This is a genomic window from Streptomyces sp. NPDC055955, from assembly GCF_042270245.1.
GTDB lineage: Bacteria > Actinomycetota > Actinomycetes > Streptomycetales > Streptomycetaceae > Streptomyces.
In genome coordinates this window covers 46,791-69,661 of the sequence record NZ_JBHJYS010000014.1, presented here as the reverse complement: position 1 = coordinate 69,661, position 22,871 = coordinate 46,791, and the positions used below count along the sequence as shown (strand labels likewise).

The following is a 22,871-nucleotide window of genomic DNA, read 5'->3' as shown; positions in this document are numbered from 1 at the left end:
ACAGCGCGCATACGTACGTTCAGCGTTCGGGACGTACGTTCAGCGTTCGGGACGAGAACGGGGCAGCGATGCGCAGCATTCGTACACGCACGACATCAAGGGCGTCCAGGACGTCCGGGGCGGCGAAGGCCGCGGCGGCTCTGACCGCGGGCGCCCTCGCGCTGACGCTGACCGCCTGTGGTGGCGGGGACGGCAAGGCCAAGGGCGGCAAGGACAAGAGCGGCGGCGGCGAGAGCAGCAGCGCCTCCGTCCAGCTCCCCAAGCTCGACGGGCAGACCCTGGAGGTCGCGGCCGTCTGGACCGGGCCGGAGCAGGACAACTTCACCAAGGTCCTCAAGGAGTTCGAGAAGCGCACCGGCGCCAAGGTCAACTTCGTGCCGACGGGCAACAACACCGCCACGTTCCTCAGTACGAAGATCGAGGGCGGCAAGCCGCCGGACGTGGCGTTCCTGCCGCAGGTCGGCGTGCTGCACCAGTTCGCCGACAAGGGCTGGATCAAGCCGCTGGGCAGCGAGGCGCAGGCCCAGGTCGACAAGAACTTCTCGGCCGGGTGGAAGAACCTCGGGGCGTACAAGGGTAAGCAGTACGGCGTCTATGTGAAGGCCGCCAACAAGTCGCTGGTCTGGTACAACACGGCCGCGTTCGAGGCGGCCGGGATCTCCAAGACCCCGGCGACGTGGGACGACTTCCTGTCCACCGCGCAGACCCTGTCCGACGCGGGCTCCCCCGCGGTCTCCATCGGCGGCGCGGACGGCTGGACGCTCACCGACTGGTTCGAGAACGTCTACCTCTCCCAGGCGGGCCCCGAGAAGTACGACCAGCTCGCCGCCCACAAGATCAAGTGGACGGACCCCTCCGTGAAGGAGGCGCTGACCACGCTGGCCCAGCTGTGGGGCAAGGACGACCTCATCGCGGGCGGCCGCAAGGGCGCGCTCGGCACGGAGTTCCCGAAGTCCGTCACGCAGACGTTCTCCGGTGACACCCCCGCCGCGATGGTCTACGAGGGCGACTTCGTGACCGCCAACATCAACGCGGACACCAAGGCCAAGGTCGGCAAGGACGCCAAGGTCTTCCCGTTCCCCGCGGTCGGCGACAAGCCCCCCGTGGTCAGCGGCGGTGACGTGGCCGTGGCCCTCAAGGGCGGCAAGGGCGCCCAGGCCCTCGTCACGTTCCTCTCCTCGACCGACGCGGCCGAGATCTGGGCGGCGCAGGGCGGCTACATCTCCCCGAACAAGGAGATGGACACCTCCAAGTACAAGGACGCGGTGACCCGGGACATCGCGAAGGCGCTGCTCGCCGCGGGCGACGACTTCCGCTTCGACATGTCCGACCAGGCGCCCGCGGCGTTCGGCGGCACGCAGGGCGTCGGTGAGTGGAAGGGCCTCCAGGACTTCCTGAAGAACCCGAAGGACGTCGCGGGGACCCAGCGCCGACTCGAGGCCGACGCCGCCAAGGCGTACAAGAACGGCTGACGGCGCGGTATGTCGTCCTCCGTGGCGAAGGCGGGGGGCGCCGGCGCACTGCCGCCGGCGTCGTCCGCGACACCGCGCAAGAGCGTGATCGGGACCCGGCCGTGGGTGGCGGCGCTGTTTCTGCTGCCCGCGCTCGTCCTGCTCGGCGCGCTCGTGGTCTACCCGATCGGGTACTCGGTCTGGCGCAGCCTCTACGACTCCGGCGGCTCCCATTTCGTCGGCGTCGACAACTACGTCGACATCTTCCGCGACGACCAGACGCTGATCGCGGTCAGGAACACGGCGATCTGGGTGGCCGTGGCGCCCGCCCTGTGCACGGCGCTCGGCCTGATCTTCGCCGTGCTGACCGAACGGGTGCGCTGGGGCACGGCGTTCAAGCTGATCGTCTTCATGCCGATGGCGATCTCGATGCTGGCGGCGGGCATCATCTTCCGCCTGGTCTACGAGCAGGACCCGAACCAGGGCGCGGCCAACGCGATCGTCACGTCCGTGCACGACGCGTTCACGGACGCCTCCGTCTACCCGAAGGCGCGTCCCGCCATCGGCAGTGATCTGAAGGCGTCCGGCGGCGGGTCGTTCACCACGAAGCAGACCGCGCGGGCCGGCACCCCGGCGTTCCTGCCGCTGGTGGGCATCGCGCCCGGCAAGGTGCCCGGAAACCCGCAGAACGCCAAGGCGGCGCGCGCCGGGGGCGACAAGGTCACGGGCACGGTCTGGCTGGACTTCAAGCTCGGCGGTGGCGGCGAGAAGGGCGTCGTCGACGCGGGCGAGAAGGCCCTGAAGGGCGTCAAGGTGGAGGCGGTGCGAGGCGGCAAGGTCGTCGCGTCCACCACCAGCGGAGCCGACGGCACCTTCACCCTGCCCGGCACGGCGGACGGCGCCCGACTCCGGCTGCCGGGATCGAACTTCGCGACCGCCTACGGCGGCGTCGACTGGCTCGGCCCGGCCCTGGTGACACCGTCGATCATCGGCGCGTACGCCTGGATGTGGGCGGGCTTCGCGATGGTCCTGATCGCGGCCGGGCTCGCGGGCATCGACCGCAACCTCCTGGAGGCGGCGCGCGTCGACGGGGCGAACGAGTGGCAGGTGTTCCGCAAGGTCACCGTGCCGCTGCTCGCCCCGGTGCTGACCGTCGTCCTGGTCACGCTGATGATCAACGTGATGAAGATCTTCGACCTGATCTACATCATCGCCCCGCAGCCGTCCCAGGACGACGCCAACGTCCTGGCCCTCCAGCTGTTCCTGTCCGCGTTCGGCGGCCAGGGGAACTTCGGCGCGGGCAGCGCCATCGGCGTGCTGCTCCTGCTGCTCGTCCTCCCGGTGATGTGGGTCAACATCCGCCGGCTGCGGAAGGAGCGTCAGCGGTGACCGCACTCGACACGTCCGTGCGCGCCAAGCGTTCGCTCGCCGCCCGGATCGCGAGCGGCGCGGCGGGGGGCGCGCTGCGCGTCTTCCTGCTCGTGGTCGGCCTGTTCTGGCTGGTGCCGACCTTCGGGCTGCTGGTCTCCTCGTTCCGCGATCCGACGGACATCGCCGCGTCGGGCTGGTGGAAGGTCTTCACCGCCCCGGCGCAGCTGACGACCAAGAGCTATCAGTCGCTCCTGGAGAAGGACGAGATCACCCACGCCCTGTTCAACACGATCTGGATCACGGTCCCGGCGACGCTCCTCGTCGTGATCATCGGGTCGATGGCCGGATACGCCTTCGCCTGCATGGACTTCAAGGGCCGCGACGGCTGGTTCATGGCGGTCGTCGGGCTGCTGGTGGTGCCGGTGCAGGTCGCGCTGATCCCGCTCTCCGAACTCTTCGGGAAGATCGGCATCTTCGGCAGCATCATCGGCGTCATCCTGTTCCACGTCGGCTTCGGGCTGCCGTTCGCGATCTTCCTGTTGCGCAACTTCTTCGCGGAGATACCCCGTGAACTCCTGGAGGCGGCACGGCTCGACGGCGCGGGCGAGGCACGGCTCTTCGCGACGGTGGTCCTGCCGCTCGGCGGACCGGCCATCGCGTCGCTCGGCATCTTCCAGTTCCTGTGGGTGTGGAACGACATGCTGGTCGCGCTGATCTTCTCCGACTCCGGCTCGCAGCCGCTGACGGTCGCGCTCCAGCAGCAGGTGCGGCAGTTCAGCGGGAACATCGAGATCCTGGCGCCCGGCGCCTTCATCTCCATGGTGATCCCGCTGGCCGTGTTCTTCGCCTTCCAGCGGCAGTTCGTGTCCGGTGTGATGGCGGGAGCGGTGAAATAGCCTCATCCGCAGGCGAATTGGGGGGCGGACCGGTCACGGTTCGCCCCTCTTCGGTTGACGAGGTCCCCCGTATGCCACAACTGGCGTAACCGGATCACTCCATCGGCCGTTGCCGGGCAGTCTGCCCGCGCCGACCCATGGATTCGCCTTGCCCCGGTTCAGTGTCATCGTCCCCGTGTACAAGGTGCAGGCCTACCTGCACGCGTGCCTCGAATCCGTCCTGGAACAGTCGTGTTCCGATCTTGAGGTGATCGCGGTCGACGACTGCTCGCCGGACGCGAGCGGGGCGATCGCCGACGAGTTCGCGGCGCGGGACAAGCGGGTGCGGACGGTGCGCCTGCGGGAGAACGTGGGGCTGGGCCGGGCCCGCAACGCCGGTCTCGAACACGCCACCGGCGACTACGTCCTCTTCCTCGACAGCGACGACACCCTCACACCGGGCGCGCTCCAGGCGATCGCGGACCGCATCGAGGCGACCGGCGGCCCCGACGTCCTGGTCTACGACTACGCCCGCACGTACTGGACGGGCGAGGCCGTGCGCAATCAGTACGCGGACCGTCTCACGCAGGACGGACCGGCACCGTTCACGCTCGCCGACCGGCCCGAGATCCTCCAGCTCCTCATGGTCGCCTGGAACAAGGCGTACCGGCGCGCCTTCATCGAGGAGCAGGGCTTCGTCTTCCCGCCCGGCTACTACGAGGACACCCCCTGGACCTACCCGGTCCTGATGTCGGCGCGGACGATCGCCACCCTCGACCGGGTCTGCGTCCACTACCGCCAGCGCCGCCGGGGCAACATCCTGGGCACCACGTCCCACGAGCACTTCGACGTCTTCGACCAGTACGACCGCGTCTTCGCCTTCCTCGACACACATCCCGAACTCGCTCAGGCCTGGGGCCCGTTGCTGTTCCGGCGGATGGTCGAGCACTTCGCCACGGTGTTCACGCACCCGGACCGGCTGCCGCGCGGCTCCCGCCCCGACTTCCTGCGCAGGGCCCGCGCGCACTACCGGCGCCACCGCGTCCCCGGCGCGCCCGTCGCCGCCCGCGACCGGCTCCGGCACGGCCTGGTGCGGCTCGGCTCGCATCGCACGTACCGGTCGCTGGCCGCGGCGATGCGCTGCGTGCGGCGGGTCCGGGGGCTCGCGGGCCGGCTGCGGCGCGCGGTCCGGGCGGCCGCCCTCCAGGCGCACTACCGCGTCCAGCTGCGCCTCCCGGTGCGTGCGGACCGTGCCGTGTTCTCCAGCTACGGGGGGCGCGGCCACGGCTGCAACCCGGGTGCGCTGGAATCCGCTTTCCGCACGTACGCGCCGCACGTCGCCACCGCGTGGATCGCCGAGCCCGAGCACCACCACACCCTGCCGTCCGGCACCCGCGCCCTGAGTCCCGGGACCGCCGCCTACTGGACGGCGCTGGCCCGTTCCAAGTACCTGGTCAACAACGTCGACTTCGACCACAGGCTGGTCAAGCGCGCCGGGCAGGTCGTGATCCAGACCCAGCACGGCACGCCCCTGAAGAAGATGGGCCTCGACCTCCAGGACCATCCGGCGGCGGCCCGCGGCCGGGACTTCGGCCGGCTCCTGCGCTCCGCCGACACCTGGGACTACGTCCTGTCCGCCAACCGGCACTCCACCCTCGTGTGGGAGCGCGTCTACCCGTCCGCGTACACGACGCTGGAGTACGGCTACCCGCGCAACGACGCGTTCCACCGGGCGACTTCACGGGACGTGGCCCGCGTCCGCGAGAGCCTCGGCATCCCGCAGGGCGCGACGGCGATCCTGTACGCGCCGACCCACCGCGACTACCGGCGCACCCAGTCCTGCGCCCTCGACCTGGAGCGGGTGCTGCGCCGGCTCGGCAGGGACTTCTTCCTCCTGACCCGCGCCCACCCGCTTCACCCGGCGCCCCTCGCGCAGAGCGCCGGGCGCCTCATCGACGTCTCCGGTCACGCGAGCGTCGAGTCGCTCTGTCTGGCATCGGACGCCCTTGTCACCGACTACTCGTCCCTGATGTTCGACTACGCCCACCTCGACCGGCCCATCGTGATCCACGCCGACGACTGGGAGGCGTACGAGGCCTCGCGGGGCACGTACTTCGACCTGCGCGCGTCCCCGCCCGGCGCCGTCGCCCGCAGCGAGGACGAGCTGATCGACATCTTCGCGACCGGGCACTGGCGCGGCTCGCGCTCGGCGCAGCTGCGGGCCGCGTTCCGCCGGCGGTTCTGCCCGTACGACGACGGGCGGGCGGCCGAGCGGGTCGTGCGGCACATCGTGCTCGGCGAGGAGCCGCGGTCCCTGCCCGAGGTGTCGCTCGCCGGGCCGCGCCGGGTGCCCGCGGGTGAGCCGGTCGGCCCACGCTCCTGAGCCCCGGGGCGGGCCCGGGCCTCACCGCTCCAGCAGGGCGAACAGCTCCTCCCAGCGTTCCAGGACACGCTCCTCGGAGAACCGCTGCACATTGACCCTGGCCCGCTCCCCCATGGCGTCCCGCAGCCGCGGGTTCCCGGTGAGGCGCAGGAGTCGGTCGGCGAGCGCAGCGGTGTCGCCGGGGGGTGCGAGGAGCCCGTCCTCGCCGTCGCGCACGATCTCCCGCACACCGGGCGCGCAGTCGAACGCGGCGCACGGCACGGCGCTCGCCATGGCCTCCATCAGCGCGAGGGGGAAGCCCTCGCCGCGCGACGACTGGACGAACACGGCGCTCTCGGCGAGCGCGCCCGCCACGTCGTCCGTGCGGCCCATCCACCGCACGGATCGGTCGAGTCCCAGCTCGGTGCACTGGCGCCGCAGGTCCGGCTCGTCGGATCCGGCGCCATAGATCCGCAGGGTCCAGTCGGGCCGGCGCGGGGCGACCTCGGCCCAGGTGTCGACGAGCATGTCGATGCCCTTCTGGTCGGCGAGGCGGCCGATGCTGCACGCGACCTTCGCGGAGCGCGGCGAGGGGATCTCCGGGAGGTGGGCGAGGGCGTTCGGCATGGCGCCGACGTTGTGCATGCCGTCGGCGATCCAGTCGTCGGCGTCCTCCTGGGTGAGGGTGAGCCAGCGGTCGGCGGACGGGTAGTTGCGCTTGACGGAGCGGTAGCGGTGGCAGGCCCGTGTGTAGGCGTACGACTCGTGGCTCATGCCGATGATCCGCAGGCCCGCGGTGTCCGCCTCGCGCAGCCACTCCATGGGCCACACCTGGGTGACGACGGCGACGGCGCCGGGGCGGGCTGCCCGGAAGAGCTCCGAGAGGCGGGCGACGGCGCGCCCGCGCTCCGCGAGGCGCCGGGCTTCGCGGCGGTGCGCGGCGGGGCTCAGGCGGCCCAGGCCGCGCACGGGGCGCGGGGTCGGGGGGTGGGCCGGGTAGAGACTGGTCACCTCGTAGCCGAGATCGGCGGGGAGAGTCAGTTTGAGCTCCGCCTCGTGCACGCCGATGACGTGCACGCGGTGGCCCGCGCTCTGGAAGAGGCGGGCCATCTGATGGGTCCAGGCGGTGACGCCGCCCAGTTCGTCGACGGTGTTGGCGACGAGGAAGAGGTCGCGGCCGGTGCGCGGGGCGCTCGTGGAGGTCATGCGCGGGCCTTCTTCCCGAGGATGAGGTCGGCGGCCGCGCGGGCAGCGCCGCCGTCGTCGTACGAGCCGAACTCGGCGGCGAACGCGCGGCGCGCCTCCTGCCACTCCCCGTCCGCCTTCTTGAGCCCGACGAGGGCGCGCAGCAGTTCCTCCTGCGTCTCGATGACGGGCCCGCCGGCGCGCTCGCGCAGGTCGAAATAGGTGCCGCGGTCCGCCGCGTAGGCGTCGAGGTCCGGCGCGAAATGGACGAGGGGCCGGTCGAGGAGGGCGTAGTCGAACATGATCGACGAGTAGTCGGTGATCAACACGTCGGCGAGAACGAGGAGTTCGCTCACGTCGTGGTGTCCGCAGACGTCGACGACGGTGCCGGGAGGGGTGACCGGCAGGCTCGCCGCCTCCATGTAGTGGGCGCGCACGAGCAGGACGTGCGTGTCACCGAATCGCCGGGCGAACTCCGCCACATCGAGCGGCAGTTGTACGACCTGCCCCTTCTTCGGGACGCCGCGGAACGTGGGGGCGTACAGCACGACCGTGCGGTGGTCCGGGATGCCGAGTTCCGTGGCGAGCGGCGGGCGCGGGAAGCGGCCCTCGCGCTCGTCGCGCCCGCGGGCCTCGACGAGGCGGTCGTTGCGCGGGTAGCCGGCGCGCAGCAGCCGCTCCTCCGGGATGCGATAGGCGCGGGCGAGGGTCCGCACGTCGTGTTCCGAGCGGACCATGAAGTGGTCGAACCGGCCGACCGCGCGCCGGAGCCGCTCGCGCTCCGGCGCGTTCCGCGTCCTGTGCCGCGCCTCGTCGAACCCCATGCGCTTGTACGCGGATCCGTGCCACGTCTGGAGATACGTGGTGTGGCGCGGCTTGTCGAGGGCGTGCGGGAACCCCTGGTTGTCGACCCACCACTCGGCGCGGGCCAGCGCCCACAGATACGGCCAGGACCAGCGGCGCACGAGCCGCGCCCCGTCGGGGAACCCGGCGGGCGACGTGGCGTACGACCACACGCAGCGCGCCCCGGCCCCGCGGGCGAGGAGTTCCTCGTGCACGGCGCGCGGGCTGTCCCCGTAGCACTTGCCCATGTGGCTCTCGAAGACGACGAGCCCCTTGCTGACGGGCAGTCGGGACAGGATCCGCCGGTACACACGGACCTTGACGCGCTGGGAGTGCAGGGCCTCGCGCTTCTGGCGCAGGGTGCGGAGTACGGGCTTCAGCTTGCGGGCGGGCCTGAAGTGGGTGACGTAGTGCGCCACGGCCTGTGCGGCGCGGGCCGCGCGGCGGCGAGGCAGCAGGCAGACGGCCAGGTGGTGCTTGGCCGTGACGTAGGGCTGCCAGGTGTCGGCGGTGAGGCGGGTCAGGAGGGGGCGGGCCGGCAGGGCGGTGGCGCGGGTGGGGACGGCCGCCTTGTCGGCGAAAAGGTCCGTGGTGACGGGGACGCCGTCGACGGTGAGGACGAGCCGCGGGTCCCACACGCGGTCGCCGATGCCGCGCGGGCGCAGCGCGCCGGTGAGGGGCAGTTCCGCCCGCCACACGACGCCCCCGTCCTCCTGGCGTACGTCGCGCACCGGCACGGAGAGCGTGTGCGCGCGGCCACCGCGCACCGAGAGGTCGAGCCGGGCGGTGAGCGCGGGCCGGTCGTCGAGAAGTCCGAGCGGCACGACGAGCCGCCCCTCGACGGCGAGCGCCGCCCCGTGGCGCAGGCAGTGCGTGACGCGGTTCAGGAGGCGGAGGTCCGTGAACCGCCGGTACTGGTGGCCGAGTTCGGTGACGTCGAACGTGTCGTCGTCGGCGTGCTCCGCGCTCCAGCGGACCCGGCCGTTCCCCGTCCTGACGAGCGGGGAGACGACGGTGCCGGGCCGGGCCAGTGCGTACGCGGCCGCCTGCACGCCGTCCGCGTCGCCGTCGGTGAGGAGCCGTACACCGACGCGCTCGACGGGCGGCAGCGCGCCCAGCGCCTTTGGGGTGACGAGGCCGTCCAGGGCCTCGGCGAGCATGCCCGCCGCCTCCCGGCGGTCGTCGGGGCCGAGCGGCAGGAAGGCGCGGACGCACGGGACGACGTGGTCGGTGAGGAAGGCGCTCTCTCGGGCCGCGCGCAGGGCGTCGTCGCCCCCCAGCAGTGCCAGCGTGTCGCGCTGGGCTTCGGCGGCACGGGGCAGGTCCCGTACCGGGTCGGCCGGGGCGCATCCGGTGGTGATCAGGTTCGGGACGAGAGCGATGCGCCGGGCCGCGAGCGCGGCCCGCACGCCGAAGAGGGCCCGCCCGCCGTCGGACAGCGCGCCGAGTACGCCGCGCCGCACGCAGAAGCCGCCGCTCAGGCTGTCCCGTGCGACGAGCTCGGGCGCGTCCGCGAGGTTCTCGACGACGCGGGACCTGGCGTGCAGCTCCCGGTGCCAGGCGGGCGCCTTGTCCCGGCGGCCCGCGACCAGGTCGGCGTCCGTGCGGCGGCCCGCCTCGAAGAGGTTGCGGCAGGCGTGCCGTTCGAGCCGCTCCCCCGGGGCGGCGACCATGACGTACCGGCCGCGGGCGGCGGCCAGGCCCAGGTCGCGCAGGACGCACGCGGGGCTCTCCGCTCCCGCGTGGACGAGCCGGATCCGCTGCGGATCGGCGGCCGCGAGCGACGCGGCCGTGTCGTCCGCCCCGGCCGTGACGAGGACCGCCTCGGTGCCGGCCAGCGTCTGGTCGAGCACGGAACGCACGGTGGCACGCAGGGCGGCGGCGTCCGTGCCGCACACGACGACACAGCTGATGTCGTACGCCTCCGGGGTGGTCATCGGCGACCTCCCGGCAGCATGGCGTCGGCGACGTGGGCGGCGGCGCGCCCGTCGTCCAGGTCGCAGAACACCTCGCGGAAGCGGCGGTACGCCTCCTCGTGCCCGGCGGTCGCGGCGACCGGGTCGCGCAGCGCCTCGACGACCTCCTCGCCGGTGGCGAGCAGCGGCCCCGGCGCCTGCGCGGCGAAGTCGAAGTAGAAGCCCCTGAGCGTGTCCCGGTAGTGGTCGAGGTCGTAGGTGTGGAACAGCATCGGGCGGCCGGTCTGCGCGAAGTCGAACATCAGCGACGAGTAGTCGGTGACCAGCACATCGCTGATCAGGAGGAGTTCACTCACGTCCGGGTGGCGGGTGACGTCGCGCACGAAGCCGGACGTGGTGCCCGGGACGGTCCCGCCGACCAGGTAGTGGCGGCGCACGAGCAGGACGTGGTCCTCACCGAGCGCGCGCTGGGCCGCCGCCAGGTCGAGGCGCAGGTCGAGCCCGTAACGGCCGCCCTTGCGCGGCTGGTTCTCGCGCCAGGTGGGGGCGTAGAGGACGACGCGCCTGTCCTCGGGGATGCCGAGGCGTTCGCGGACCGCGGCGGCGACCTTGGCGCGGTCCACCGCGTGCAGCAGGTCGTTGCGCGGATAGCCGGACTCCAGGACCTCGCCGTGGTAGCCGAACGCGCCCCGTAGGACGGGGGTGGAGAAACGGTTCGGGGAGACGAGCAGGTTCCACTGCGCGGCACGCTCCGGCAGCGTCGCGATGTAACGCTGGTCGCCGGACGGGCTGTCCGCCAGATCGCGGCCGATGCGCTTGAGCGGGGTGCCGTGCCAGGTCTGCACGACGTACTGGTCCTCGGCGCGCTCGAACCAGTCGGGCAGCTGCGTGTTGGTGACGATGTAGCGGCTGCGGGCCAGCGCCTCGTACCACTCGGTGCTCCACAGGGCCACGGGCCGGGCGCTCGCGGGCACCGTGACCTGCTGGTCGCGCACGACCCACAGGTGCTCCAGGGGTTCGCCGCGGGCGACGAGCTCCTCGTGCACGGCGCGCGGCGAGTCCGAGCACTGGCGGCCGTCGAAGCTGGAGTACAGGACCGTGTCGGTGCGGGGCTCGACGCGCAGGGACGCGTAGCGGGTGCGCAGCGCGCCCTGCTGGGCGCCGCCGCGCTCCGTGACGGCGAGGACGGATCCCGACTCGATGACGAGCCGGTCGTAGTAGCGGCGCCCGACGGTGAAGTCCCGGCCGCTCAGGGCGCGTACGAGGGGCAGGTGCTCGTGCCGGGCGGGCGCGACATGGACCTGGCGGTACCTGCCGGGGTCGCTCTCGCCGGGCTCGCGCAGGAACAGGTACCAGCGGCCCTCGGCGAGCGGCAGGACTCCGGCGGGACCCGCGACCGCGTCCGGACACAGCGCCGCGCCGAACCGCCCGTCGGTCACCTCGACCGGAAGGACGGCCACCTCGTCGTGGCCGCTGTGCCGGAGCAGCAGTTCCCACGCGCTGTCGGACTCGTCGGGGAAGCTGCCCTCGACGGCGAGCCGCCCGTCCTCGTCCCAGGTCAGGGTGTCGACGAGGGGCCGTACGGTCTGGTTGCGCAGCTCCACGTTCCCGGCGGCGTTGGCGAGGACGAGCAGTTCGCGTCCGGCGCCGAGGGGATGGCGGCCCGCGGGGGTGTCGGGGCGCACCGCGAGGGCCGACCACTGGTCGTCCCCGCGCACGAGGCCGACACCCCACGGGTCCGTCTTGCGGGGCGCCCCGCAGGCGTCGGTCCCGGCGCCCGCGATCAGTTCCAGGCGCAGCTCGGCGGCGAAGGCGCGCCCCGAGCGTTCGACAGGGAGGTCGTACGCCTCCTTGGTGTGCCAGTTCTCGACGCGCAGCGCCTTGAGGTCGGCGGGCGTCCCGGGAGCGAGCTCACCCTCCAGCCTGAGGGTGCCGCCGGACTCCTCGTGCCGCACCAGGCGGGCCTTCACCCGCTCGACCCGCAGCCGCAGCCGGCCCGCGCTGAGCCGGGGCGCGACGCGCAGGAAGTCGTCCAGATAGCGCACGGGCAGCTCGGCGAGCCCGCCCATCCGCACGGGCCCGGTGCGCAGCAGGCCGCCTCCGAAGGCGGCCATCTCGACGTTCCACGTGGTGCTCGGCCGCTTGGTGACGAGCCGGGCCGGATCGACGACCGTCTCGAACCCGGACCGGTCGTAGCTGTGCAGCCCCTGCCTGGAGCGGTAGGTGGCCTCGCGGGAGCGGACGGTACGGACCTTCAGCGGTACCGCGCGCCGCTTGCCCGCCCGCAGCCACGCGAACTTGGCGCGCGCCCCGACCCGGCCCGCCGGCAGGTTCCGTACATAGGCGAATCCCTTGAGCCGCAGCCGTCCGTCCTTGTCCCAGGACGCCTCGGTGATGTGCGACTTCAGCGGCAGATCGGCCCGCCGGAGCGCGGTCACGTCACGCGGCAGGCGCCCGGTCACGGGCGGGAACTGTGCCCGGCTCCTGCGCGGCCCGCGCGCCAGGAACGTCGTGCCGTTGCTCTTCTCGTACGCCATGAACGCGAGCAGCTCGGTCAGGCGGCGCTCCCGGATGAGCTGCCACTTGACGCGCAGGGCCAGCGGAAGACCGGTGAGGACGGCCGGGTCGACCGTGTCCGCGAAGGAGTTGGCGTGGTCGAGGAAGGCCTCGTGGTACTCGGCGTCGCCGAGCGGCAGCGCCTCCATGAACAGCCACAGGTCCCCGGCGAGCACCGTCGCGTCGTAACGCCGCTTGCCCTCCGCCCAGCCCTCTCCCTCCGGGGTGCCGGCCGTCTCGCGCGCCTTGTCCCCGAGGAAGCCGCTGGCCGAGCGGACGGCGGCGGTGCGGTCGGCGACGGCGCGCGGCCTGGCCCGCCGGTTGGTGATCGAGCCGTCCCGGTCGCGCCACAGATAGACGGGCCCGGACAGGACGTCGACACTGCGGGCGAGGAAGTGCGCGGGCACCACGACCGGGGTGTCCTCGAAGAGCACGCCCACGGGGAACGTGAAAGCGTGGCGGTCCCAGAAGTCCTTGCGGAACACCTTGTTGCAGGCGATGCGGTCCCCGAGCAGGTCCCAGTGCCGGGTGACGTGGGTGGCGGCGCGGTCCTTGCCCATCACCTTGCGGAACATGGCGGACTGCTCGGTCGTCCCGTCGACGCGCAGCCGGTGCACATTGCCGGTGGCGAAGTCGGAGCCCGACTCCTCCAGGGCGTCGAGCATGCGCTCGTACGCGTCGTGCGGCACCACGTCGTCGCTGTCCACGAAGGTGAGATGCGCGCCCGTGGCCCGCGCCGCACCCGCGTTGCGCGCCGCTCCGAGGCCCGCGTTCTCCTGCCGGACGTAACTGAAGCGCGGGTCGCGCCCGGCCATGGCGCGGGCGATCACCGGACTCCCGTCGGTGGAGCCGTCGTCGACCAGCACGACTTCGAGGTCGGGCATGGTCTGTGCGGCCAGCGACTCCAGGCAGGCCTCGAGGTACGCCTCGACGTTGTAGATGGGGACGACGACCGTGAGTCGTGGTGTCATGCGCTGCGCACATTCCTTCCGGAGAACTGACGGGCACGGCTGCGCGACCCGCGAGGGACCTACGCGAGGGACCTACTGGTTAACAACCCGCGCTGTGGATCCGGGTCACCACGCCTGAGCCATTCGGGTGATCACGCAGAGCGATCCCGCGCGGCGGGCCGGCGGGCGGCCGCGCTGCGCGGGATCGGACGGGTCGGGGGCGCGAATCGGGTCAGGGCTTGACGGCGATGCGCCCCTCGTCCATGCGCAGGAGCAGCAGCCGCTCGCCGGTCCTCTCCAGGAACTCGTCGACGGCCTGCCGGGAGCCCTGCCAGTAGCCGTAGTCGTCGATGAGGAGGATGCCGCCGGGCACCAACCGGTCGTAGAGATGGTCGAGTTCGTGCTTGGTGGAGGCGTACCAGTCGGTGTCGAGGCGCAGGATCGAGATCTGCTCCGGAGCCTGCTCGGGGACGGTGTCCTCGACCTTGCCCTGCACGAAGTGGAGGCGCTCCTCGGGGTAAGGCACGGACCGGAAGCCCGACTTGACGTCGTCCAGGGTGGCGACGGCCCAGATCGGGCGGTCCTTGCCCTGGGCGGCGAGCAGTTCCTCGGCGGACTTCCCGTCGCGCCTGAGGTCCTCCTCGGTGGGCGGCGTCATGCCCTCGTACGTGTCGAAGAGGTAGAGGTCGCGTCCCGTGTCGCCCTGTGAGAGGAGGGCCTTGGCGCAGGCCTGCATCGAACCGCCGCGCCACACACCGCACTCGACGATGTCGCCGGGGATGTCGTGCCTGACGATGTGGCGGGTGGCGAGGATGAAGGCGTTGAGGCGCTCCGGGGACGTCATCGTGTACGGCTTGACCGCGCGGATGGTGTCCTTCGCCTCGTCGTCGTAGTCCTCGGGGAGGACCAGGGCCTTGGGTTTCGGCGTCGGCTTCGGCTTGGGCGCCGAGGCCGGTGGCGCCGACTCGTTCGCGCGGGCGGCCTGCCGGGGAGCGGGCACCTGTACGCGGGTCAGCTGATACCCGGTGAGCTGCTTGATGACGCCGTTCACGACGCTTCGCCATGCCATGCGCGGCACCTTACGTCCGCGATATTCCGCATGTCACTTTTCGTCAACCTGCAGAATTTTCTCACCATTTGATACGCCCGCGGGCCGGGGAATCGCCTTCGGACGGCCGCACTGCTCCCGTCCGGCGAGCGGCGCGGGCAGCGGCACCCCGTCGACACCGCCGACGCGGTTGGCCCACCAGCGCGTGGTCGAGCGCACGAACGCCATGGTCAGACGCGGGTACTTGGCCGGCTTGCGGAAGACGCCGACGGTGTCACCCCAGTAGGCGTGCTTGGCGTCGATGCTGCCGTAGGCGTGCCGGATGCCCTTCATGGGCGGGAAGTCGGTGTACGCCTCGCGCAGTTCGAGACGCGTGTACGCGGCCAGGGCGCGCATCCCGTCCGGGTAGTAGCGCCAGCAGTCCTGCGCGTCGTGCACATGGCCGCGCGAAGGGGCCGTGATGAACGCCGTACCCTCCGGCTTGAGGACGCGGGCGATCTCCAGCATCGACGCCCAGAAGAACGGGATGTGCTCGAAGGCCTGGCCGGAGATGAGGAAGTCGGCGCTGTTCGAGCGGACCGGGATGCGGTACGGCTTCGCCATCACCGCGTCCACGTTGCGCCCCTCCAGCACGTCGACGCCGACGTACTCGGTGTCGTACCCCTCCAGGAGCGACTTGTGTGTGCGCACCTGCCCGTCCGACACCCGCGCCCCGAGGTCGACCACCCGCAGCCGCCGCCCGCGCGGCAGGTAGCTCTGTACGCAGAGCTCCATCTGTTCGTAGGCGGACTGGTGCATGACGGCCTCCATCAAGGGGGTTCGGGGTGACGTGATGGCCTTTCAACGCGCGGGTCCGCCTGGGGTCACCGTGCGAGGTGACGCGGTGTGTGCCGGGACCACCACTTCCTGGCCGGTTCCTCGACGTACGTGAACAGCGCCCACGACAGCGCGATCACCGCGACGGCGAGTCCGCACAGCGCGAACACAGCGGAGTTGTCGGGCCGCATCCGGCCCCAGGTGTCCTGCACGTACCGGTTCAGCGTCTGGTGCAGCAGATAGAACGCGTACGACCACGCGCCGAGCAGCACCATGGGGCGCGAACAGAGCGCTCCGCGGCGCCCGGACAGCTCGCGCTGGGCGTACGCGACGATCAAGAGCGCCGAGAACACGGCGACGAACGGTCTCACCGTCCACTCCAGTTGACCCACCGCGCCCGGCGAGAACCACTCGGTCCGGTGGCAGTACACGGCCGTGTACGCAGCCAAGGAGGCGAGCAGCACGGCCGGGCGCAGGGCGATCCGGTGACCGCGGCGCAGGGCGATCGCGCAGACGAGGCCGGCCGCGAACTCGGGCAGGCGCGTCACCGGGTGACGCATGACCCACTCACGCGCGAAGGGGGAAAGGTGCGCGGCGGCCCACCAGTTGACGGCCCACATGGCGGCGAGACCGGACGCCGCGAGCAGCGCGAGGGTACGGGTGCGCAGACGCAGGGCCGGGCCGATCACCCAGGGGAACAGCAGATAGAAGAACACCTCGACACTGAGCGTCCAGGCCACGCCGTTGCCCGGGAACATCGGCACGACGCCGGGGAACCAGGTCTGCACGAGCAGCAGCGACGTGACGAAGCTGAACGCGTCCGTGGGCACGCCGCCCCAGAGGTAGAACACCCAGACGCACGGGATCGTGGCGGCGAGATGCGCGGGCCAGATGCGGCCGGCGCGGCGCCAGTAGAAGAGACCGCGACGCGTGCCGGGGCGGTACCCCCAGGCCAGCAGGAATCCGGACAGCACGAAGAAGAACCCGACGCCGTTGACGCCCATGGTCGAGTACGGGAACAGGAGAGGGGCCTGAGCGAGGCCGCTGCCCGGGGCGAGCCCGGTGGTGTGGTGCACGAAGACGGCGAGCGCCGCCACGAAACGCATCCCGGTGAGCGAATCGAGCCGCGGCGTCCGCGCCTGCGCGCCGCGGGAGCGGTCGGGCGCGGGAAGGAGGGTGGCTGTCACAGGGCGGCTCCCTGACCCGGCGTGAGAGTGGCACCGCAGCCGCCGGTGTGGTCCTGGTCCGCGATCAGGCGGTCGAGGCGCGGCGTGGCCCAGGCGCGTACGGCGGCGATGCGGGCCGGATCGTGGACGGCGTCGGCCCGGACGAAGTCACCGCCGTTGTGCTGCCGGTACAGCGGGACGTAGCCGGCGTCCGCCAGGCGGGCGACGGTCAGACCCGCCTTGTCCACCCAGACCGCGTGGACGTGCAGGAGTTCGGGACGCTCGACGCGCAGGACGCGGTCGCGCAGGGCGCGCAGGTCGCCGGAGGCGTACGCGTCCGCGATGCGGCGGTCGGTCAGGCCCGCCAGGTCGCGGGAGGCGGGTCCGGCGTGCGGGGCGTGGACGGCGGGCACGGGCCGCGGCCGGTCGGGACGACGCTGGTCGAGGAGGGCGGGGACCGTGGTGTTCATGGGGACTCCGGCGTCTGCTCGGTGGGGGTGACGGTCGCCGGGGCAGGCCCCGCGCCGGCCGCGCACGCGGGGGCGGGGCCGCCCACCCGCTCGTACAGGCGCAGCAGCCCGCTGCGGCGTCTCGATTCGGCGAGGGGGGTGAAGTCCCTTTCCAGGAGCTGGAGTTTGGTGAGTTCGGCGGGGTTGCGGGTGCGCCAGCCGGGGCGGCCGGCCTCCGCGTCGAAGAGGACCCAGACGCGGCTCAGGCACGCCATCCGGGCGCGGAGTTCGGTGGGGCTCGCGTCCACGCCGTACAGGGTTCCGGAGCGGGCGCCCGTCGACTTCAGCGCCACGTCGCGCACGCCCGCCACCGCGCGCGGGTACGTCTCCGTGAGGCGCCGGCCGGTCTTCGGCAGGTAGAGCAGCGCGTCGCCGGGCCGCAGATCCCGCTCCGCCATCCGCGCGACCGCCCCGAAGTCGTCCCTGCGGCTCTCGGGCGAGCGCTCGCGCAGCTGCGCCGGGAACTGCGCCCAGAACGCCAGCGCGACCAGGGCGGCCCCGGCGGTCACCTGGATGTACGCGGAGGGCCGCACGCGTTCCGGCAGGCGCCGCAGGACCGTGTCCGCGCCGGCCGCGGCCAGCAGCGGCAGCCCGGCGAACGCGAAGAACGTGTAGCGCGGCGCGTACAGCGGCTGCCACTGCGACACGGTGAGCAGCAGCGCGGGCGGGACCACGGCGAGCGGCAGCGCGACCGCGGCGAGCCCGCACCTCCCCCGGCGGACCGCGGGCGCGAGCACGGCGGCCACGGCGAGCAGGAGCGTGGTGTCGAAGACGGCGCCGGGGTGCCCGGCGGCGAGCCGCAGCAGCGCCTCGGCGTCCTCCCAGCCCGGCCTGCGGATCCACGCCACCTGGAAGCTCTGCTCCCGCGCCTCGTGGGCGAGCGGCAGCACCAGCAGGACGGCGGCAGCGGCGGCGGCCGCCCAGCCCCGCCACAGCACGGGGGCCGCGCGCGAGACGAGGAGGGTGACGGCGTGCGCGGCGAGGACGAGCACGGCGAACTCGTGGAGCCACGCGGTCACTGTCACGAGCGCGGCGTACCCGGCCCACGCGGGCCAGGACGGACGCCGTACACAGTGGACGAACACGAGCGTCGCCGCGGCCGCGCCCGCCGCGACGATCGCGTACGAGCGGCCCTCCTGCGCGTAGTAGCCGGTGAACGGCGAGGCGGCGTACAGGAGTCCGGCCCACAGGCCGACGCGGGGCCGGGCGAGCCGGATGCCGAGCGCGGCGACGAGACAGGCCGCCGCGGTCGCGCCGAGCACGGACGGCAGCCGCATCAGGTAGGCGTCCGTCTGCCCGCCGAGCACGAAGTGGATCAGCACGTAGTAGAGACCGTGCACCGCGTCGATGTTGCCGAGGAGATGGAGGATCTGGGGAAGGGAGCGGGTGGCGACGAGTATCGTCGCGGCCTCGTCGCGCCAGATCGTGCCGCGGTCGAGCCCCCAGAGCCCGAGGCTCAGTATCACCGCGCCCGGCAGCAGGACCGCGGTCACGGCGGGCGCGGCGGCGGGAAGGGCCCTGGGGGTGCGGCCGCGCGGACCGTCCGAAGAGATGCGCACGCGCCGATCCTGTCCCAATTGATCGGATTTGTGACGCAGCCTTGCCGTCGCGGGCGCAGGGAGCGAACGGCGGCGCCCGGCCGTCACGGGCGCCGCGCGCGCACGGGCGAGGTGCTCGCGCGGGTCAACGGGGTCGCCTCCGGGGAGCGTTGACACCCCGGGAGCAGAACGAGCACCCCGCGGGCGCGGCGACTACTCGACGACGAGCTCGACGTCGATGTTGCCGCGGGTCGCGTTCGAGTACGGGCAGACCTGGTGGGCCTGCTCGACCAGCTTGCGGCCGGTCTCGGCGTCGACCGTCTCCGGCAGCTCCACCCGCAGCGTCACCGCGAGCCCGAAGCCCTCGCCCTGCTTGCCGATGCCGACCTCGGCGGTCACCGCGGCGTCGCTGATGTCGACCTTCGCGGCACGGCCGACCAGGCCGAGCGCGCTGGCGAAACAGGCGGAGTATCCGGCGGCGAAGAGCTGCTCGGGGTTGGTGCCCTGGCCGTTGCCGCCCATCTCCGTGGGGATGCCCAGCTGGAGGTCGAGGCGGCCGTCGGAGCTGACGGCGCGGCCGTCACGGCCGTGGGTGGCGGTGGCTACGGCGGTGTAGATCGCTTCCATGAAAAACATCCTCCTGCGATGAGGGCCGCGGTGACGTCCGCGGTGGAGTACGTGCTGCGCTGACGGATACAAGTAGAGCACGCAATTCAATTGTGCGCAATTAAATGACTCGCCAGAGGTCCCGGTTACCCTGGACCCATGACCACCGAGACGACCGAGACACCCGGCGACGAGGAATTCCTGCGACTCGACCGGCAGATCTGCTTCTCCCTGAACGCCGCGTCGCGCGCGTTCGGCGGCGTCTACCGCTCGCTCCTCAAGGACCTGGGCCTGACCTACCCCCAGTACCTGGTCATGCTCGTGCTCTGGGAGGACGGCGAGCTGCCCGTGAAGCGGCTCGGGGAGCGGCTGCGACTGGACTCGGGCACGCTGTCCCCGCTGCTCAAGCGGCTGGAGGCGGCCGGCCTCGTCCAGCGGGAGCGCAGCGCGCGCGACGAGCGCTCGGTGAACGTCCGGCCGACTCGCGAGGGCACCGAGCTGCGGGAACGCGCGGCGCTGGTGCCCCGCCGGATCGCGGCGGCCACGGGCTTCGACCTGGCGGAGATCGAGGACCTGCGCGCCCGCCTCGACCGTCTGACGACGGCACTGGACGGGGCGGCGCTCGACGCGTGAGCGGCCCCCCGCGCCGCAGGCGTGACGTGCCCGCCCGGCAGAGCCGCCCCCCGTCCGACACGAAAGCCGCATTCGGCTGATTATCACCGCATTTGCGGCCATACGCTCGTACGCTCGCACAGGTGACGCTCGACACTCAGCCACCCACCGCCGCAGCACCCGTCCACGCGACCTGGGTCCACCCCGGCCCCCTCGCGCGGGCGGCGCTCCCCCTCACCTGGCTGGCCACCCGCGCCGCGATGCTCGCCCTGCTCCTCACGGACGGGCGCGCCCCGCTCGGCGTCGGCGGCGTCGCACACGAGGTGCACACGCTGTACGCCGACTGGTACGCCACCCTCGCCGGCGGCGCCTTCCCGGCCGGCGACCCGATGTGGCAGTACCCGCCGGGCGCGGGCCCCGTCCTCCTGGCGCCCGGCCTGGTCCCCGATCTCACCTACTTCCAGGCCTTCGTCACGCTCACCCTCGTCACGGACGCCCTGGTCACGCTCGCCCTCGCCCGGACCGGCGCGCGTCCGCGGCGCAGCACGGCGGGCGCCTGGCTGTGGGTGGGCGGGCTGCCGCTCCTGCTCCACATCCCGCTGGCCCGCTACGACATCGAGGTCACCGCGCTCGCCGTGTTCGCGCTGCTGCTCATGGGGCGGTTCCCGCGCGCGGGCGGCGCCCTCGCGGCGTGCGGCGCGCTGGTCAAGGTGTGGCCCGCGCTCGCCCTGCTCGGCACACCCCGGGGGCGCACGAGCCGGGAGGCGTGGACGGCGGCGCTCACGTCCGCCGCCGCGATCCTGCTGGTCCTCACGGTCGCGTTCCGCTCACCGTTCTCGTTCCTGCGCCATCAGGGCGAGCGGGGCGTGCAGATCGAGTCGCTGGGCGGCACGGTGCTGGCCTTCGCGCGGCGGGCGGGCTGGTCGGGGCACATCCGCTACCGGTTCGGGGCGATGGAGTACGTCGGCCCGCACGTCGGCACGGTGACCGCGGCCTCCCTGGTGCTAACCGCCGTCGCGGCGGCCCTGCTGCTGCTCTGGCGGCTGCGGGCGGCGGAGTGGAACCCTGCGACGCCGTACGACGCCGCGCTCTGCGCCGTCCTGCTCTTCACCGTCACCAGCCGTGTGATCAGCCCGCAGTACCTGATCTGGCTGCTCGGGCTCGCCGCGGTCTGCCTCACCTCGCGCCACACCACCCAGCGCCCCGTCGCCCTGCTCGTCGTGGCGGCGGCCGGCCTGAGCGCGCTCGCGTACCCGGTGCTGTACCGCGACGTCGAGGCGGCCACATGGACGGGCTCGCTGCTGATGCTGGCACGCAACGGCCTGCTCCTCGGAGGCGCCGTCCTCTCGTTCCGTTCCCTCTGGAAAGGAACGAAGGCGTAGGAATTTTACTTACCGGACAATTACCGCAAAGACCTAGGATTTCCTTCTGTGGAAGCCACGCAGTCCCAGCCCCAGCAGCCATCGCAACAGCGCTCACAGGTCTCGGTCGTCGTCATCGGCTACAACGACGCCGCACGGGTCACCGACGCCGTACGCTCCGCCCTCTCGCAAGGCCCCGCCGTCCGCGAGGTGATCGCCGTCGACGACTGTTCGACGGACGGCAGCGGCGAGCTCCTCCAGCGCATGACGGACGACGAGCCACGCCTGAAGGTGGTGCGCCGCGCCACGAACAGCGGCGGCTGCGGCACCCCGCGCAACGACGGCATCGACAGCGCCTCGGCCCCCTACGTCATGTTCCTGGACAGCGACGACGTGCTGCCGCCCGGCGCCGTCGACGCCCTGCTCGACGCGGCGCTCACACACGGCACCGAGGTCGCCGCCGGCCTGTGCGTGCGCCGTGAGCTCCCCTCGGGCCGCGACATCCCGTGGCAGCCCGAGCTGTACACCGACGCCGCCGTGATCCCCCACCCGGAGCGCCGCCCCCGCCTCGTCCACGACACGCTCTGCGTCAACAAGCTCTACCGCGCGGACTTCCTGCGCGAGCACGGGATCCGCTTCCCCGACGGCCACTTCGTCTACGAGGACTTCGTCTTCACCGCGCGCGTGCTCGCCGCCGGGCCGCGCCTCGCGCTCGTCCCCGACACGGTCTACATCTGGAACGTGCGCCGCGACGCCGACCGCCTGTCGCTCTCCCTCGACCGGGCCGGACTCGACAACTGGACCGCCCGCGTCGAGGCACACCGCCAGTCCGTCGACATCCTCCTGACCGCCTCGCACAAGCGCCTCGCACGCGCGGCCCGCACCCGGTTCCTCGACCACAGCCTGCGCATGTACGCCCGCGAGCTCGACCTGCGCAGCCCCGAGTACCGCGCCGAGTGGTGGGACCGCACCCGCGCCTACCTCACCACGTTCGACACGGCCGACATCGACGCGGCGCCCGCCCCCGGCCGCGTCGTCGCGCGGGTGATCCTCGCCTCCGGCCACCCGCGCGACCTGGCCCGCCTCAAGGAGGTCGCGGCCCGCCCCTCCCGCCTGCGCCCGCCCTACGCGCGCGCCGCCGACGGCATGCCCATCTGGTCCGACGACCTCCCCCAGGTGACCCTTGAGCACCTCCTCGTACGCCCCATGGGCCTGCTCCCCATCGCCATAGAGGCGGAACTGCGGCCACGCGCGCGTGGCTCACGGCTGCGGCTGCGCCTGCACGACCTGTACGGACGCGTCGCCGAGGCGGGCCCCGCCACCGTCGACATCGAGGTCATCGACCGCCTGCGCCACCGACCCACCAGACGCCGCACGGTGACCTTCGTGCCCGGGTCCGACGCCGGGACCTGGGAGGCCTCGGCGTCCCTCGGCCTCTCGGCGCTCGCCACCGGCACCTGGGACCTGCGCCTCCATGTGAACTTCGCCGACGGCACCAGCCGCGACGCCAGCGCCCACGCCGCCGCCGGCCCCGGCCTCCTGCGCCGCACCGCCCTGCCGAGCCTGCGCCACGGCCTGCTGCTCGCCCATCCGTACGCGACCCACTCCGGCGCCCTCGCCGTACGCCTCGCGCCCGGCGTACGCGGAGCCCTGGCGGTGGCACGCGGCCGCCTCAACCGCCTGGTTCACTAGAACGCCGACCGCAC

The 22,871-nt window shown here is 72.6% G+C and carries 16 protein-coding genes; 7 read left to right on the top strand and 9 right to left on the bottom strand.

What is annotated here, in order from left to right:
• Nucleotides 1-68 precede the first annotated feature (68 nt).
• The 4 genes from ACFC96_RS26680 to ACFC96_RS26665 all read left to right on the top strand — a co-directional run bounded on the left by ACFC96_RS26680 (nucleotide 69) and on the right by ACFC96_RS26665 (nucleotide 6,080).
• On the top strand, nucleotides 69-1,472 hold the full coding sequence (locus tag ACFC96_RS26680; RefSeq protein ID WP_376256738.1) for an ABC transporter substrate-binding protein: 1,404 nt from the start codon (nucleotides 69-71) through the stop codon (nucleotides 1,470-1,472).
• Between the two features lie 9 nt (nucleotides 1,473-1,481).
• Nucleotides 1,482-2,840, top strand: a complete 1,359-nt coding sequence (locus ACFC96_RS26675) for a carbohydrate ABC transporter permease (protein ID WP_376614477.1) — start codon at nucleotides 1,482-1,484, stop codon at nucleotides 2,838-2,840.
• A complete protein-coding gene (locus tag ACFC96_RS26670; protein ID WP_376256742.1) occupies nucleotides 2,837-3,718 on the top strand; it encodes a carbohydrate ABC transporter permease in 882 nt (293 codons plus the stop codon). Before ACFC96_RS26675 ends, ACFC96_RS26670 begins: the two co-directional genes overlap by 4 nt.
• Nucleotides 3,719-3,866: 148 nt before the next feature.
• Complete coding sequence (locus ACFC96_RS26665) at nucleotides 3,867-6,080, top strand: CDP-glycerol glycerophosphotransferase family protein (protein WP_376614475.1); 2,214 nt, start codon at nucleotides 3,867-3,869, stop codon at nucleotides 6,078-6,080.
• A 21-nt stretch (nucleotides 6,081-6,101) separates the two neighbouring features.
• Here the strand turns inward: ACFC96_RS26665 and ACFC96_RS26660 are convergent, their stop codons facing one another.
• From ACFC96_RS26660 to ACFC96_RS26620, 9 genes are all read right to left on the bottom strand, one after another.
• Nucleotides 6,102-7,265 (bottom strand): glycosyltransferase, encoded by a 1,164-nt coding sequence (locus tag ACFC96_RS26660; RefSeq protein ID WP_376614473.1) that lies wholly within the window; start codon nucleotides 7,263-7,265, stop codon nucleotides 6,102-6,104.
• Entirely contained in the window at nucleotides 7,262-10,024 is a 2,763-nt protein-coding gene (locus ACFC96_RS26655) for a CDP-glycerol glycerophosphotransferase family protein (RefSeq protein WP_376614471.1), read from the bottom strand. The genes ACFC96_RS26660 and ACFC96_RS26655 overlap by 4 nt, the downstream gene beginning before the upstream one ends.
• Nucleotides 10,021-13,530: a CDP-glycerol glycerophosphotransferase family protein gene (locus ACFC96_RS26650; RefSeq protein WP_376256750.1), complete on the bottom strand. Its 3,510-nt coding sequence runs from the start codon at nucleotides 13,528-13,530 to the stop codon at nucleotides 10,021-10,023. The genes ACFC96_RS26655 and ACFC96_RS26650 overlap by 4 nt, the downstream gene beginning before the upstream one ends.
• 211 nt (nucleotides 13,531-13,741) lie before the next feature.
• Nucleotides 13,742-14,578, bottom strand: coding sequence for a TylF/MycF/NovP-related O-methyltransferase (locus ACFC96_RS26645; RefSeq protein ID WP_376614469.1), 837 nt, complete (start codon nucleotides 14,576-14,578; stop codon nucleotides 13,742-13,744).
• Between the two features lie 33 nt (nucleotides 14,579-14,611).
• On the bottom strand, nucleotides 14,612-15,355 hold the full coding sequence (locus tag ACFC96_RS26640; RefSeq protein ID WP_376256754.1) for a methyltransferase domain-containing protein: 744 nt from the start codon (nucleotides 15,353-15,355) through the stop codon (nucleotides 14,612-14,614).
• Nucleotides 15,356-15,420: 65 nt separating this feature from the next.
• Entirely contained in the window at nucleotides 15,421-16,560 is a 1,140-nt protein-coding gene (locus ACFC96_RS26635; RefSeq protein ID WP_376614467.1) for an acyltransferase family protein, read from the bottom strand.
• Nucleotides 16,557-17,009, bottom strand: coding sequence for a hypothetical protein (locus ACFC96_RS26630; RefSeq protein ID WP_376614465.1), 453 nt, complete (start codon nucleotides 17,007-17,009; stop codon nucleotides 16,557-16,559). Before ACFC96_RS26630 ends, ACFC96_RS26635 begins: the two co-directional genes overlap by 4 nt.
• Entirely contained in the window at nucleotides 17,006-18,607 is a 1,602-nt protein-coding gene (locus tag ACFC96_RS26625) for a hypothetical protein (protein WP_376256760.1), read from the bottom strand. The genes ACFC96_RS26630 and ACFC96_RS26625 overlap by 4 nt, the downstream gene beginning before the upstream one ends.
• Nucleotides 18,608-18,799: 192 nt before the next feature.
• Nucleotides 18,800-19,213, bottom strand: a complete 414-nt coding sequence (locus tag ACFC96_RS26620) for an organic hydroperoxide resistance protein (RefSeq protein WP_116512677.1) — start codon at nucleotides 19,211-19,213, stop codon at nucleotides 18,800-18,802.
• Between the two features lie 138 nt (nucleotides 19,214-19,351).
• On the opposite strand from ACFC96_RS26620, the gene ACFC96_RS26615 reads away from it, so the two are divergent.
• The 3 genes from ACFC96_RS26615 to ACFC96_RS26605 all read left to right on the top strand — a co-directional run bounded on the left by ACFC96_RS26615 (nucleotide 19,352) and on the right by ACFC96_RS26605 (nucleotide 22,857).
• The gene (locus ACFC96_RS26615) at nucleotides 19,352-19,825 is read left to right on the top strand and encodes a MarR family winged helix-turn-helix transcriptional regulator (protein WP_376256762.1); all 474 of its coding nucleotides are present in this window, start codon (nucleotides 19,352-19,354) and stop codon (nucleotides 19,823-19,825) included.
• Between the two features lie 122 nt (nucleotides 19,826-19,947).
• The gene (locus ACFC96_RS26610; protein WP_376614463.1) at nucleotides 19,948-21,186 is read left to right on the top strand and encodes a glycosyltransferase 87 family protein; all 1,239 of its coding nucleotides are present in this window, start codon (nucleotides 19,948-19,950) and stop codon (nucleotides 21,184-21,186) included.
• A 48-nt stretch (nucleotides 21,187-21,234) separates the two neighbouring features.
• Nucleotides 21,235-22,857, top strand: a complete 1,623-nt coding sequence (locus ACFC96_RS26605) for a glycosyltransferase family 2 protein (RefSeq protein ID WP_376256766.1) — start codon at nucleotides 21,235-21,237, stop codon at nucleotides 22,855-22,857.
• Nucleotides 22,858-22,871: the final 14 nt, after the last annotated feature.